19 protein-coding genes are annotated in these 13,285 nt (G+C 61.9%); 7 read left to right on the top strand and 12 right to left on the bottom strand.

What is annotated here, in order from left to right; translation table 11 throughout:
- Positions 1 to 12: 12 nt before the first annotated feature.
- Entirely contained in the window at positions 13 to 1,023 is a 1,011-nt protein-coding gene (gene adhP / locus ACFY68_RS11170) for an alcohol dehydrogenase AdhP (protein ID WP_387526835.1), read from the bottom strand.
- Positions 1,024 to 1,183: 160 nt separating this feature from the next.
- Here adhP and ACFY68_RS11165 point away from each other — a divergent pair, with 160 nt between their 5' ends.
- The 3 genes from ACFY68_RS11165 to ACFY68_RS11155 all read left to right on the top strand — a co-directional run bounded on the left by ACFY68_RS11165 (position 1,184) and on the right by ACFY68_RS11155 (position 3,075).
- Positions 1,184 to 1,483 carry a YceK/YidQ family lipoprotein gene (locus ACFY68_RS11165; protein WP_387526832.1) on the top strand — a complete coding sequence of 100 codons (300 nt, stop codon included), beginning with the start codon at positions 1,184 to 1,186 and terminating at the stop codon, positions 1,481 to 1,483.
- A gap of 90 nt (positions 1,484 to 1,573) precedes the next feature.
- Positions 1,574 to 2,032 carry a GNAT family N-acetyltransferase gene (locus ACFY68_RS11160; RefSeq protein WP_387527141.1) on the top strand — a complete coding sequence of 153 codons (459 nt, stop codon included), beginning with the start codon at positions 1,574 to 1,576 and terminating at the stop codon, positions 2,030 to 2,032.
- A gap of 53 nt (positions 2,033 to 2,085) precedes the next feature.
- A complete protein-coding gene (locus ACFY68_RS11155) occupies positions 2,086 to 3,075 on the top strand; it encodes a 5'-nucleotidase (RefSeq protein WP_387526829.1) in 990 nt (329 codons plus the stop codon).
- Between the two features lie 242 nt (positions 3,076 to 3,317).
- On the opposite strand, the gene ACFY68_RS11150 is transcribed toward ACFY68_RS11155, so the two are convergent.
- From ACFY68_RS11150 to ACFY68_RS11140, 3 genes are all read right to left on the bottom strand, one after another.
- The gene (locus tag ACFY68_RS11150; RefSeq protein WP_346612217.1) at positions 3,318 to 3,482 is read right to left on the bottom strand and encodes a hypothetical protein; all 165 of its coding nucleotides are present in this window, start codon (positions 3,480 to 3,482) and stop codon (positions 3,318 to 3,320) included.
- Between the two features lie 120 nt (positions 3,483 to 3,602).
- Positions 3,603 to 4,082, bottom strand: a complete 480-nt coding sequence (locus ACFY68_RS11145; RefSeq protein ID WP_387526826.1) for an anti-virulence regulator CigR family protein — start codon at positions 4,080 to 4,082, stop codon at positions 3,603 to 3,605.
- Positions 4,083 to 4,149: 67 nt separating this feature from the next.
- Positions 4,150 to 5,064, bottom strand: a complete 915-nt coding sequence (locus ACFY68_RS11140; protein ID WP_387526823.1) for a LysR family transcriptional regulator — start codon at positions 5,062 to 5,064, stop codon at positions 4,150 to 4,152.
- 184 nt (positions 5,065 to 5,248) lie between these two features.
- On the opposite strand from ACFY68_RS11140, the gene ACFY68_RS11135 reads away from it, so the two are divergent.
- From ACFY68_RS11135 to ACFY68_RS11125, 3 genes are read left to right on the top strand one after another with little or no spacing between them, the layout of a single operon-like run.
- On the top strand, positions 5,249 to 6,583 hold the full coding sequence (locus tag ACFY68_RS11135) for a nucleobase:cation symporter-2 family protein (RefSeq protein WP_338744461.1): 1,335 nt from the start codon (positions 5,249 to 5,251) through the stop codon (positions 6,581 to 6,583).
- Between the two features lie 57 nt (positions 6,584 to 6,640).
- Positions 6,641 to 7,150: a nucleoside deaminase gene (locus ACFY68_RS11130; RefSeq protein ID WP_387526820.1), complete on the top strand. Its 510-nt coding sequence runs from the start codon at positions 6,641 to 6,643 to the stop codon at positions 7,148 to 7,150.
- Positions 7,147 to 7,497: a hydroxyisourate hydrolase gene (locus tag ACFY68_RS11125; RefSeq protein ID WP_387526817.1), complete on the top strand. Its 351-nt coding sequence runs from the start codon at positions 7,147 to 7,149 to the stop codon at positions 7,495 to 7,497. Before ACFY68_RS11130 ends, ACFY68_RS11125 begins: the two co-directional genes overlap by 4 nt.
- Positions 7,498 to 7,553: 56 nt before the next feature.
- On the opposite strand, the gene ACFY68_RS11120 is transcribed toward ACFY68_RS11125, so the two are convergent.
- The 8 genes from ACFY68_RS11120 to trbK all read right to left on the bottom strand — a co-directional run bounded on the left by ACFY68_RS11120 (position 7,554) and on the right by trbK (position 12,022).
- Positions 7,554 to 8,627, bottom strand: a complete 1,074-nt coding sequence (locus ACFY68_RS11120; RefSeq protein WP_387526814.1) for an aldo/keto reductase — start codon at positions 8,625 to 8,627, stop codon at positions 7,554 to 7,556.
- Positions 8,628 to 8,730: 103 nt separating this feature from the next.
- Positions 8,731 to 8,922 (bottom strand): hypothetical protein, encoded by a 192-nt coding sequence (locus tag ACFY68_RS11115; protein WP_387526811.1) that lies wholly within the window; start codon positions 8,920 to 8,922, stop codon positions 8,731 to 8,733.
- A gap of 23 nt (positions 8,923 to 8,945) precedes the next feature.
- The gene (locus ACFY68_RS11110; protein ID WP_387526808.1) at positions 8,946 to 9,317 is read right to left on the bottom strand and encodes a hypothetical protein; all 372 of its coding nucleotides are present in this window, start codon (positions 9,315 to 9,317) and stop codon (positions 8,946 to 8,948) included.
- A gap of 207 nt (positions 9,318 to 9,524) precedes the next feature.
- Complete coding sequence (locus ACFY68_RS11105; RefSeq protein WP_387526805.1) at positions 9,525 to 10,190, bottom strand: HD domain-containing protein; 666 nt, start codon at positions 10,188 to 10,190, stop codon at positions 9,525 to 9,527.
- A gap of 20 nt (positions 10,191 to 10,210) precedes the next feature.
- Positions 10,211 to 10,927 (bottom strand): hypothetical protein, encoded by a 717-nt coding sequence (locus ACFY68_RS11100; protein ID WP_387526802.1) that lies wholly within the window; start codon positions 10,925 to 10,927, stop codon positions 10,211 to 10,213.
- Positions 10,928 to 11,070: 143 nt separating this feature from the next.
- Positions 11,071 to 11,295: a hypothetical protein gene (locus ACFY68_RS11095; protein WP_387526799.1), complete on the bottom strand. Its 225-nt coding sequence runs from the start codon at positions 11,293 to 11,295 to the stop codon at positions 11,071 to 11,073.
- A gap of 110 nt (positions 11,296 to 11,405) precedes the next feature.
- The gene (locus ACFY68_RS11090) at positions 11,406 to 11,762 is read right to left on the bottom strand and encodes a hypothetical protein (protein ID WP_346612206.1); all 357 of its coding nucleotides are present in this window, start codon (positions 11,760 to 11,762) and stop codon (positions 11,406 to 11,408) included.
- 89 nt (positions 11,763 to 11,851) lie between these two features.
- Positions 11,852 to 12,022, bottom strand: a complete 171-nt coding sequence (trbK, locus tag ACFY68_RS11085; protein WP_346612528.1) for an entry exclusion lipoprotein TrbK — start codon at positions 12,020 to 12,022, stop codon at positions 11,852 to 11,854.
- Between the two features lie 968 nt (positions 12,023 to 12,990).
- Here trbK and ACFY68_RS11080 point away from each other — a divergent pair.
- Positions 12,991 to 13,233: a hypothetical protein gene (locus ACFY68_RS11080; RefSeq protein WP_387526796.1), complete on the top strand. Its 243-nt coding sequence runs from the start codon at positions 12,991 to 12,993 to the stop codon at positions 13,231 to 13,233.
- Positions 13,234 to 13,285 lie beyond the last annotated feature (52 nt).

Raw genomic sequence — 13,285 nt, 5'->3', positions numbered from 1 at the left:
GCTGCCGCTACCTCAATCCGCGAAGTTGATCACCATGCGGCCCTTGATCTTCCCCTCCAGCATTTCCTCGAAGATGTCGTTGATGTCTTCGATCGGCCGCAGTGTCACTTTCGGCACCACCTTGCCTTGCGCCGCAAACTCGAAGGCCTCCGCCAGATCCTGCCGGGTACCGACCAGCGAGCCGACCACCTCGATGCCGTCGAGTACCAGGCGTGGAATGTCCAGGCTCATGGCCTCTGGCGGCAAGCCCACAGCTACCAGCCGGCCACCGGCACGCAGCGCATCGACCGCCGAGTTGAAGGCGCTTTTCGACACCGCCGTTACCACGGCAGCATGTGCGCCACCGGTTTTAGCCTGGATCACTTTGGCCACATCTTCAGTGCGCGCATTGACCACCAGGTCGGCCCCCATCTCGCGGGCGAACGCCAGTTGCTCATCATTGACATCAATCGCGATGACCCGCGCATTGAACACATTTTTCGCATACTGCAGCGCCAGGTTGCCCAGGCCGCCGAGGCCATAGATGGCAATCCACTGCCCAGGCCGGATGTTCGACGACTTCACCGCCTTGTAGGTGGTCACACCCGCGCAGGTGATGCTGCTGGCCGCCGCGGAGTCGAGCCCGTCCGGCACTTTTACTGCGTAGTCGGCCACCACGATGCAGGCCTCGGCCATGCCGCCGTCGACGGTGTACCCGGAGTTCTTCACCTCGCGGCACAGCGTTTCGTTACCACTGTTGCAATACTCGCAATGCCCGCAGCCCTGGAAAAACCACGCCACACTGGCCCGGTCCCCCGGCTTGAGCGAGGTGACGCCCGGCCCCACTTCCACGACCACGCCAATGCCCTCGTGGCCGAGGATCACGCCAGTCTTGTCACCGAAATCGCCGTTCTTGACGTGCAAATCGGTGTGGCACACACCACAGCACTGCATCTTCAACAGCGCTTCGCCGTGCGCGAGCGGGCGCAGGGTCTTTTCCACCACGTCGACGCGCTGCCCTTTGGCAACAACTGCAGCTTTCATGGAGGCCTCCTTGTTTACCTGATTGAGCGTGGGTTGAAGGCTTCAGCATAGTGGTGGATTGGTGGACGGGGTTGATTCAGATCAGCGACCGGTAAGGTACACTGCCGGCCGTCAAGGACGCCGACAGGATGACCAAAACGATGAAACGGAAGTTCGACCTATGATGCGATGGATTGCCAGAGGCTTAGTGCTGGCGTTGGCACTCATGCTCAGCGGCTGCTGGAGCCTGTTGACCCACCTTGATGGCGAGCGCTGTGTGTATCCGGGCACGCGTTTTGGCTGGAATTTCGCCACCCGCAACGAAGGCGCCTGGATAGGCCTGGTAGACGTGCCCTTCTCGTTTGCGTTGGATACGGTGCTGCTGCCCTATGACCTCACGGCGTTTTTGCCAGAGGGTATGGGCGGGGATCACCAGGAATGCAACCTGGATGGTTCGTTCAACCTCTCTGTAATCAGGTAGGTCACGACAGTTAGTTGCGATACACGCTTGGCCCTGGCAGATGATGCCGGCGTAAAAAGCAGCCAGAGACTTTGCACAGGGAGACACGCGATGGATTGCCATGTCCGCCGGGCGGTAGCAGCCGATGCCCCGGGCATCAGCCGCGTAGTGATTGCAGCGCTACGCCACACCAATGCGCAGGACTACGATGCCCAGACGATTGCGCGCATCGAGGCTTCTTTCAGCGTCACGGCGATACTTGGAATGCTCGCCCGACGCCTGGTGTTGGTAGCGGTTTTCGAGGATGAGGTCGTCGCCACCGCCAGCCTTGAGCAAGGTGTGGTGCGCAGCGTATTTGTCGATCCGGGCCATCAGCAGCAGGGCATTGGCAAGCGGCTGATGCTTGAGATCGAGGCCTGTGCAATCGCCCAAGGGCTGAAAGGCTTGTGGGTGCCCTCCTCGATTACTGCCGAAGGCTTTTATGCCGGGCTTGGCTTTTGCAAAGTGCGCGATGAGTATCACGGTGATGAGCGTACTATCGTGATGCACAAAGCGCGGCTTGATCACTGATAGCCGCGACATTGAGCCAAGCTTCACCCCGCCTCTGCCTCAGGAAGCCCCCTATGCCCTACCCCATCGAACAGAAACTCGTCGTCGGCGTCGCCTCCAGCGCCTTGTTCGACCTGACCGTGTCCGACGACATCTACCAGACCGATGGTGTAGAAGCCTACCGCCTGCACCAGGAAGCAAACCTCGATGTGCCCTTTCCCAAGGGCGTCGCCTTCCCCTTCATCCGCCGCTTCCTGAGCATCAACAAGGCTTTCCCGGAGCAGCTGCCGGTGGAAGTGGTGCTGCTCTCGCGCAACTCACCCGAGACCGGCCTGCGGGTGTTCCGCTCGATCGACCATTATGGCCTGGACATCAGCCGCGCGGCGTTCATGTCCGGCCGTTCGCCCTACGAGTACATTCCCGCGTTCAACGCGTCACTGTTTCTGAGTGCCCACGAAGGCGACGTGCAGCGCGCCATTGACGCGGACTACCCCGCCGGCCTTGTATTGCCGAGCAAGATCTACGATGACGAAATCGACACCGAACTGCGCGTGGCCTTCGACTTCGATGGGGTAATTGCCGATGACGAGGCGGAGAGCGTGTACAAGCAGCGCCAGGACCTGAATGAATTTCAGGCCCATGAGCATGCGCACAAGGCCATCCCGCACCAGCCGGGGCCGCTGGCGGACCTTTATCGCAAGCTGTCGCTGATTCGCCAGTTGGAGGATCGCAAGCTGGCGCAAGACCCGGACTACAAGCGCATTCTGCGCATTGCCATCGTCACCGCGCGCAATGCGCCGTCCCATGAGCGGGTGGTGACGACGTTGAAGAACTGGGGCGTTTCGCCGGATGAGTCGTTCTTCCTGGGCGGGATGGAGAAGGACCGGGTGCTGTCGATTCTCAAACCGCACATGTTCTTCGATGACCAGCGCAGCCACCTGATGTCGGCCGCAGGGGATTTGCCGATGGTGCATGTGCCGTTTGGGGTGGCCAACCGCGCCCATAAGGAGCGGGTGGTGAAACTTGGGCTGGTGGCGGCTGGTGCGTGCAAGCCCGCTCCGTAGCAGGCTTCAGGCGCTTTCCTTGCAGCCAGCCAGGCCGGTGAGCAGCACCAGCGCCAGGGCGAGCTTGTAAAACAACAGCATAGCCTGCGCAAACACTGTGGGAGCTGGCTTGCCAGCGATCACCGGCGAAGCCGGTGCCAAACACTGCGGCGCCTGCATCGCCGGCAACCCGGCTCCCACACAGTCAGCAACGCACTGCGCCCATTCTGCTTTGCACGATTACACAGGCTGAAGGTCGGAAATCAGCGAGGGCCGCCGCCGTGGCCACCCATGCCAAAGCCGCCATGGCCACCGCCGTGCCCACCACCACCGCCACCGCCGCCCGGCGGCATGAACATCCAGCAACCCGACAGGGTAGATACCAAAGCCGCGACAAGAGCTGCGCGGGCAACGTGTTTCAACTTCATCGAAAAACTCCAAAGGCAAGATCGGCTGCCTGCCTGACGCCAGGTTGGGCAGCGCGCGGATTCTAGATGCGCTGACGGCCAGCCTGTGGGAGCTTTTCCAACTCTTTACAATCTGGCGCCTCAATCGAACGCCCCATTAACGACCTCGTAGATGATCCCGGTCGCAACTGCCACGAGTATCAGGTCCACCCCGGCCTGCATCCACTCGTAGCCGTCATAGTGAGGCAGTTGCCCCAGCAGCCGGCCATCGAGCTTTTTGGCGATACCGGGCGGCAGTGGCTTGCCCCGCGCCAGGTTTTTCTGGATACCAGGTGGCAAGGCGGGGCCTGGGCTCCAGTAGCTGCGGTGACCGCCGAGGATGCCGAGCACATCACCCCGATCGATGGACGGCCCGCCATGCCAATCCGCATCGCCAGAACCGGGCTTTTTACCCCCCGCATTACCTTGCCCATGGCCGTGCTGAGCCTGGCCCTTGCCCTGCCCCTGCCCCTGCCCTTTGTCATTACCTTTGCCGTTACCTGGGTCAGCCAAGGCAGTACCAGACGCCACTATCAGGGCAGCGGACGTGAATAGCGCAATCAACGTTTTGAAGTTGGCCATACGAGCATCCCTTGCGATATCCGAAGTACGTTGAAATATAGACGACAGCGAAGACATCACGCGCGCCCTACAGCGTGGTAGGCATACCTCGCCGGTCCAGCTCGTACACCTTGGTCCGCCGCAGGCAGTCCCGCAACCACTGCGCCGCCCTGCCCGGCCGGCGCTTCTGATGCCACAGCAGGTCCACGCCCACCAGCCAGTCGGTATGTGGATAGGCCTCCAGCTGCAGCTCGATGAGCTCCCCCGAATCAAGCTCGCGCTGCACCAACTGCCGCGGCAACGTCGCCCAGCCCAAGCCACCGCGCACCATCTCCACCAGCGCCAGGTAACTCTCGGCCTGCCACACCTGCGCGGCGCGCAGGTATTCGCTGCTGGGCAGCTTTTGGGCGTGGCCGAAGAACGCCAGGCGGCGGTGGGCATGCAGGGCGGCGAAGGGGCAGGTTTGCAGCTGCGCCAGCGGGTGCCTGGCATGGCAGACGTGGGCCATGATCAGCTTGCCCAGCTGCTGGAAGGCCAGCGTCGGCGGGTAACCCGGCTGGGAAAAAGCGATGCCCAGGTCTGCCTCGCCCTTGTGCACCATTTCGCTCACATCGCCGTGCACGGGGTGGCGAATCAGCAGGTCGACAAAAGGGAAGGCCTCGTCAAACGCTTTCAGCGCCGGGATCAGCGAGCCGTAAGGCACCTCGATGGCCAACGTGAGCGCGGGTTCCGCCTGTTCCGCCAAGCTGTCGGCGCTGCCCTCCAGGGCATAGCAACGTTCAAGAATACCCTCCGCCCGCAACAACAATTTGTGGCCAGCCGCAGTCAATGCCGGGATGCGGCTGCTGCGGTCGAACAGCTCCACGCCCAGATCGGCCTCCAGGTTGCTGATCGCCGCACTGACCGTCGACTGAGTACGCCCCAGCCGCCTGGCTGCGGCGGAAAATGACCCCGCCTGCACCGCTGCGACGAACACCTGCAATTGCTCCAGCGAAAAGCGCATCTCCAACCCCCGCATGGTGACGTGAACCATCGATGCTAACGATGGTTACTCATTTGTTCCATCGCTTGTTTCGCAGGATTATCCCCCTCGACAACGCTGGCAGCTGCCCGTGCTTCCCTGCGCTGCGTGTCACTCCAGGCGCCGAAAACAACGAAAAGAGCCGCACCTACAGGAGATTCACGCCATGAGCCCAACCCCGGTCCACGCTGTGGACGAAGTGTTACCGCTGCGGCAGCTGTTCACCTTTGGCCTGCAGCACGTGCTGGTGATGTATGCCGGCGCCGTCGCGGTCCCGCTCATCCTCGGCAGCGCGCTGGGCCTGACCCAGGCGCAGATCGTTACGCTGATCAACGCCAACCTGTTCACTTCCGGCATCGCCACACTGATCCAGACCCTCGGCTTCTGGCGCTTCGGCGCGCGGCTGCCGTTGATTCAGGGCTGCTCGTTCATCGCTTTGGCGCCGATGATCATGATCGGCAAGCAGTTCGGCCTGCAGGAGGTGTTTGGCGCGGTGATCGCCGCCGGGGCCATCACCATCGCCATCGCACCCTTGTTCAGCCGGCTGCTGCGGTTCTTTCCGCCCGTGGTAATCGGCAGCCTGATCACCATCATCGGCATCTCGCTGATGCCCGCAGCAGCCATCTGGCTGGGTGGCGGCAACCCCGACGCGCCGGACTTCGGCAAGCCTGCCAACCTGCTGCTGGGCATGGCGACCGTGGCCATCACGCTGGTGGTGTACGCACGCTTTTCAGGCTTCATCGGCAACCTCAGCGTATTGATCGGCCTGGTGTGCGGCAGCCTGCTGGCGGCGGCCTTCGGCATGACGCACTTTGGCAACGTCGGCCAAGCCGCGTGGTTCGAACTCAGCCCGCCGATGGCCTTTGGTGCGCCGCAGTTCTCCAGCGTGCCGATCCTGATCATGCTGCTGGCGATGCTGGTGATCATGGCTGAGACCACCGGCAACTGCCTGGCCATCGGCAAACTGGTCGGCAAGCCCACCGACCAGGCCACGCTCGGCAACGCGTTCCGCGCCGACGGGTTTTCGACCATGCTCGGCGGCCTGTTCAACAGCTTCCCGTACAACGCCTTCACCCAGAACACCGGGCTGATCGCCCTTTCCAACGTCAAGAGCCGCTTCGTGGTGGCCGCCGCCGGCGCGATCATGGTGTTGATGGGCCTGTTCCCGAAACTCGGCGCACTGATCGCCGCCGTGCCCACGCCGGTGCTGGGCGGCTGCGCCATCGTCATGTTCGGCATGACCACCGTGGCGGGCATCCAGGAGCTGTCACGCGTGCGCTTCGAAGGCACCCGCAACGGCATCATCGTCGCCGTGTCGGTGAGTATCGGTGTGTTGCCGATGTCGTTCCCGGCGCTGTTCCACCACCTGAGCGGCCCGCTGAAGCTGGTGCTGGAAAGCGGCATCTTCCTCGGCGCCATCGCCGCCATCACCCTCAACCTGCTGCTCAACAACGACAAGGCCACTGGCCCGCACGCCGCCGATGCCAGCGTGGCCAAGTGACCCGTTTTGCTGCGCGCCCAACGGCGCGCTTACCACCTGCCTACCCAAGGAGCCGTCATGACTACTTCCAACCAGCCAGCTGCCAGCGGCGTTAGCGCCCTCGACCTGGACCTGTTGCGCCAGTCGATTCGCCTGTCGGAGCAATCCCGCGAACGCGGGCGCCACCCTTTTGCGGCGATCGTCGCCGATGCCAGCGGCCGGGTGATCGCCAGCGCCGGCAACAACTCCATGCCACCCGAAGGCGACCCCACCCAGCACGCCGAACTGGTCGCCGCCGCCCTGGCCGCCAAAGCGCTGCCGCCTGAGGCGCTGGCCGAGTGCACGCTCTATACCAGTGCCGAGCCTTGCTGCATGTGTGCCGGCGCCGTCTATTGGACCGGCATCGGCCGCGTGGTGTACGCGCTGTCGGAACACACGCTGCTGGGCTTGACCGGCGCGCATCCGGAGAACCCGACATTCTCCCTGCCCTGCCGCGAGGTGTTTGCCCGTGGCCAGCGGGATGTGAGCGTGCACGGCCCGATGCTTGAGGACGAGGCGGCCACCGCGCATGACGGGTTCTGGAAATGAACGGGGGTGTTTCGATCCATGTCGTCGATATTGCCAGCGGGCGCGTGGCGCAGGGGATGGCGGTGAGTATCGGCGCGGTCGGGCAAGCGCCCATGCTTGAAGGTCACGTAGATGAGCGCGGGCAGCTGCCGCAACTGGATGAGCTCAGCGAGCGGTTTGCTGTGGGTGTTTACGAGGTGCGCCTTCAGGTAGCGGCGTTTTATCGGGCGCGGGGTGCTGCACTGCCCGACACGCCGTTCATGGACGAGCTGATTTACCGCTTTGGCATTAGCGATACCCGGGAGCACTTTCATCTGCCATTCAAGCTTACGGCATGGGGCGTGAGCTGTTTCCGCGGCGGTGCCTGATACGGCGGGCACGGGGCAGCCTTGAATGACAAGCGCCGCCCCGCCGCTTCAGCCTTTTACTCCGATTGCAGCTTCATCGTCTGCCGGTGCAGCTCGATGAACGGCGCCTCTGCCGGGTCGATCCGGTCCATCCCCGCCGCAATCCGGTGCCAGTACGGGTACTGGGGCGCAATGCGCGTCACCCGCTCGATCTGCTGCTGGTCTTCAGCCGTCAGCAGCAGCTCCACCGCCTGCAGGTTGTCTTGCAACTGCTCCACCGTGCGCCCGGCGGTGATCACGCTGGTAATGCCCGGCCGGTCCTTGAGCCAAGCCAGGCAAACCCGTGCCGGCGAACAGCCGTGGCGCTGGCCAACCTCGATCAGCGCTTCGATGATGTCGTACGCACGCTCTTTGTCGTGCACGTAGGGCTCTGGCCAGTCATTGCCCTGGCGCGTACCGGCCGGCGTTTTGTGCCCGCGCCGCACCTTGCCGGTCAACAACCCCTCCCCCAACGGCCCCCACACCAGTGTGGCGAAGCCCTGGTCCAGCGCCATGGGCAGCAGCTCGTACTCGGCCTCGCGGGCTTCGGGGGTGTAGTAGATCTGCTGGGAAACGGGTTGCTGCCAGCCGTTGAGCTGGGCGCTGCCGAGGGTTTTCATCATTTGCCAGGCGGTGTAGTTGGAGGTGCCGAAGTAGCGGATTTTGCCGCTTTGCACCAGGTGGTCCAGGGCCGACAGCGTTTCTTCCACTGGCGTGATGCCGTCCCAGTTGTGGATCTGGTAGAGGTCGATATGGTCAGTGCCCAGGCGCTTGAGGCTGGCTTCGCAGGCGCGGATCAGGTGGTAGCGCGAGGCGCCGCTGTCGTTGGGGTTGTCGCCCATCGGGCTGCGCGCCTTGCTAGCCAGGATGATCGAATCGCGCCGCTGGCCCAGGGCCTGGCCGACGATTTCCTCGGCCAGGCCTTGGGAGTAAAGGTCGGCGGTGTCGACCAGGTTCACCCCGGCGTCGAAGGCCATGTCGAACATGCGCCTGGCGTGAGTTACATCGACGCTACCGGTCTTTTCGAACGCCCCCCGCCCACCGAATGGGACGGTGCCGATGACCAATTCGGAAACGAGCAGGCCGGTGTTGCCGAGTGCGCGGTACTTCATGGGGATTGCCTCCAAATGCGAAAGACTCGGAAGTACCGACGGCGCGGGGTGCTGAAACGTTCAATCGGATGACTCAAGCGCTTCGATCTGGATGGGGCCGCTCCTACATTTGGGTGCTTTGCCTGACCGTTTGCGCGTCATCATCAGCCCCCTGCCGGTCGCCGCCCTCTTCCTCATTCATCAGCGGATCGTCATCCGGATCAGGGACCGTGGGGTGGTCAGGGTCCACTGCCGGGTCGGGTGAAGGGGGCATGTCGCGGTCACCGCCGCCCGCTACGGTTTGCTCGATGTTCATCACTGGATCCCTCGTCGCGTTGCTCAGCGGGGTTTCGGGTGCTCGCTGGAAACCGAATTGTTTGCGTCCACATCTCTCATCTCTTCATCTACCGGCGACTGATCGTCGGCAGGCAGCGGCACTTCGCCTTCCCTGCTCCCGCCTTGCTGCAGTTTGTCCTCATCCGTGCGCGCGGTGCCGTTATCCCGCTCGACCTGGGCATCCTGATCCGACCCGGGGTTGCCAGGTGGCGGGTTCCAGTCTTCGGGCCGGTTCTGCGACCATTTCTCACCAACGCCTTGCTTGGGTTCGGACTCGGCTTGCTCAAGCCCCGAGCCGTGGCCTGCGCCGGTATCGGGTGCGCCCGCGGAGGGGCCTGGGTAAGGGGCATCGGGGCCATTGTGATCGATTGCCATGATCGTTCTCCAGTTGCGCTTAGGGTTCAGGGTGCGAGCTTCACTCGGCGCCGGGCGGGATGCCGTCCTTGTTCCTGTCCTTGAGCTTGGCCTTTTCCTCTTCCGTGGAATGCGCCGGTACCTGGCTTTGTTTTGGGTCGTCTTTCTGCTCGGTCATGGTGCTGCCCTCTGGGTGATGTTCGTTAGGCACACCTGCTGTTGGGCAGTTCAAGCGAGATTGCCGAGCGTACCGACTTCATCCATGAAATCGTCGAGATACGCTTGGAGCCTCGCATGACGTAAGGCCGCAAGCCGCGCCCCTTCGCCGGTCTGGAACCCTGACGCAAGCTGCAGCAGCTTGGTATGGAAGTGCTCGATGGCGAAGGTTGTGTCCTGATACGCCCTACCCTGCGCGCTGGGGTTGGTGAAATCGTACAGCGACGAACCCATGCGCCCCGCCACATAGAAGCACCGGGCGATACCCACCGCCCCAATCGCATCGAGGCGGTCGCTGTCTTGCAGAATTCTGGCCTCCAGCGTCAAAGGCTCGAAGCCAGCCGAATAGCTGTGGGCTTTGACCGCATGCGCCACCTGCTCGATACGCTGCACGGGCCAGCCCATGGCAGCCAGGACTGAAGCGGCCTTTTCTGCCGACAGCGTCGATGCCTGCCCGCGAAGTGGCGAATTCTTCTCCACGGCCACGCAATCGTGCAGCACCGTGGCCGCGAACAGCACTTCAAGGTCGCCGCCCTCTACCTGTCGGATTCGCTGAGCGTTGACCCATACGCGATGGATGTGGGACAGGTCGTGGGAGCCGTCCTGCTGCCCGCTTGGCAGATGCTTCAGCAGCTCGGCGGCAAGATGCTGGTACGGGGCGAAGGCTTCAATCGTCATTTTTGGGACATTCCATCAGCTCATGGCCGCATCAAAGGCTCGATACCCATCCACTTCTTCACGGGGTGGTAGCAGAGTTCCAGCGGTGGTATCGGTAGCTTCTGGCCTTGCACCTCGAGCGCGCCCAGGTGGATGGTCCATTTGGAATCGGCATCGAACTTGTCCGTCTGGAAAATCACATAGGCAGAGCCGTAGCGCTTGTTGTTGGTCATCTTGGGGATGTTGCGCTGCACTTCGTCGCTGTTGATGTCGTAAGGCGATGGGCGTGCGGCGGGTGCGTACACGACCGGAAAGTCGTAGGTTTCGTTGATGCCCAGGTAAAGCTCGGGCCGCGCGTTCAGGCGGGAGCCGTCTTCGAACGTGATGTAGGCCTGGCGGCTGTCGTAGACGATCGGAATTGGCGGCTCGCCACCGCTGGAGTGGGTTGAAGGGCGTTGGCGGTCTTTGTTGTAGGCGATGAGCTGGACGTAGAATTCGGGGCGTGGGTATTTTTCGCCCGGGTATTGAACGTACAGGGTTTGCTCATATCGCTTCTCGCCCCATAGGGCGGAGTGGTCGTAGAGGTAGGTTTCCAGGTAGAGGGTGCTTTCGCCTTTGGGGCCGGGGACTTTGAACTGGAATTCGGATTGGCACAGGTCGGCGTAGGCGGCGCGCTCGCGCTTCCAGGGGACGCAGGCGGCTAACGTGGTCGCGGCCAGCACCAGGATGAGCGATTTAATGCATCTCGGGTAGGCCATGACCTTCCTTAGTTATGAGTTTCCAACCGCGGCCGAGAGCGAATCAGCTGGCCATCATGCCGAGGGGATGCACTGCGCGCACCAGTCTGAAGACGCGGGCCTGCTTTGCCAAGCGGACCCAACGCCTGTGACGACGGAAAGGATCAGCCCACCTCGATCTGTGACAAACCGAGCAACTCGGCTTGGGCCAGGATTTCTTCAGGGGCCGCATCGGCAGGCGGCATAACCAGGCTGTTCTCGCCATCGCCAAAGTGCAACACCATCAAGTGGAGCGCCGCCTCGTGAAGGGCAAGGCTGGGCTGCTTGAGTTCGAAGGTGTGAATGGAGGGAGTGCCGTTGAGTACATAACGTACGGTGTAAGGGTGCATGAGAACCTCTCGGACGGAAGGGACTCATTACTTGACCCAGCGGACAAAAAAAGATTCACACTCACGCGTTCTCCCGCCAGCCCTCGTGCAGAGCTGGCGAGAGCGTCAGTTCAGCGGCATTGCCCAGCGGCACTCTGCAGCGCATTGCAGTTGCTGTTACCGGCACTGGAACCGGCGTTGGCACTGTTTACCGAATTGGCACCCGAGCAGATGGCGCTGGAGCTCACTGCGCCCATCACTGTGGTGATATAGCACTGGTGCTTGCGGCCACGGGTAGCGGCAACGAAGTTGATGGCGCCGGAGACTTCGCCGGAGCGATCGGAAATGGTGACCTGGTCGGCCGTGGTATCCAGGGCAAAGGCGGCCTTGCGGGCAAGTTCTGCATCCGAAACGACATTGTTACCAATCGTCCCGCACCCGGCGAGCGTGGCGATCAGACCTGCGAACAGCATTTTCTTGGCGAGCATAGAGACCTCTGTCTTCAAAACGTCCATTAGTAAAAGGGACCACGTAGGGTGGCCGCTTCCATGTCTTGCGGTTGGAGCAAGTTGACCCGCTATCGAGCCATGCACTTTTCGACCAGCGAATCCCGCGCGCCATCGGCAGGCAGTGTCTTCAGGTAGTCGGGTTGGCAGTGCTCATCGGAGACTGCATAGCGGGTAGCATCGTCGCCACAGGCCGTCAGGAGGACAGCGGTGGCAATGAGAAGAAGGGATTCGCGAAACATCATCAGGCTCAGTCCATTGAGGGGCCCGAAGTTATAGCAAAATTATTGTGAGTTACGAAGCAGTAATCCACTGTTACAGCCAACGGCTAAGAAAATCAGACTAAGCCCCTTTCTTGTAGGGCATTTCCCAAAGATACTGCTGACGCCTGCTTTTCGTTGCACCCGCTAAAAGTGGACTTTAGTGTCGGCCCGTCGTTGTCACTCAACGACGGGGTTAGCCGCCCAAAAAATCGTCGGACACAACAGCCGTGCAATACCGAGCAATCGGCATTAGCGCCTTTATGGCGGCTGTGCGTGGGGCACCTTCAGGTGCGCCGGGTGCCTGACGTCCCGGTCGGCTAACCCGCGTACAGCTGCCACCCATTCGTTTAGCTAGCCCGGTAACCAAAGCCCAAGCCGCAAAACTGATGGACTGCGTACGGCACCTCAACCACACGGGCGTCATGCTAGGCGACCACCGCATGGTCGCCGCGTCCCATCATCTGAATACGATGGTTCGTGACCTGTTGGACCAGCTCGAAGGCGACCGTCCCCCACTGCCGAAATCATCTTGATCGGTAGTAAGCGAGCCCCGGGTCCGCCAAAATCGGCCACCCAGTTCAAGCTGGGACGCATGCTCAACCGCGCGTTGAGTTTCCCTAATATCCTGTTACAGCCACCGGCTAAAAAAATCAGATTATGTCCCTTTCTTGTAGGGCATTTCCCAAAGATACTGCCGACGCCTGTTTTTCGTTGCACCCGCAAAACGTGAATCATAGTCTCGGCCAGTCGCTACTAATCAGCGATACGGTTTTGACAGACCGTGAGTCACTGAGTGCATGTGCAATGCCAGTTATGGCAGCTGTACGTGGGGCACCTTTGTGTGCGCCGGGATTCTCAGTGCCCTCGGTCTGTCAACCCACGAACAGCTGCCACCCTTCCGTTTGACAGCGGGAATGCGGCAGCCCTTGACGGCACTGAGAGGGTTTATGCTGAAAGCAGTCCCCGATCCACCCCACTATCTCCACTCCCTTGAAGACACGCTGATAATGGCCGCCGACTACGCACTCTGCGCGGAAGTCGTTGCCCAGCAGGCGATGCTGATGCAGCCCAGATCCCCCGTGTCCTTGTTGATCATGGCCTCGATGCACGAGCTTGAAACACTGCGCAAATTGCTCGAGTCCGCGCTGGTTCAAATACAAAAACCAGCCGCCCCGCAGCCAATGCACTAGCCCGCAGCATGATCTGCCTGGCCTGCCACTTCCAGCGGTCAGCCCAGGCATC

Source organism: Pseudomonas sp. NPDC012596 (genome assembly GCF_042902325.1).
GTDB lineage: Bacteria > Pseudomonadota > Gammaproteobacteria > Pseudomonadales > Pseudomonadaceae > Aquipseudomonas.
The sequence above is the reverse complement of the archived record's forward strand: the minus strand, read 5'-3'. Positions and strand labels throughout refer to the sequence as shown.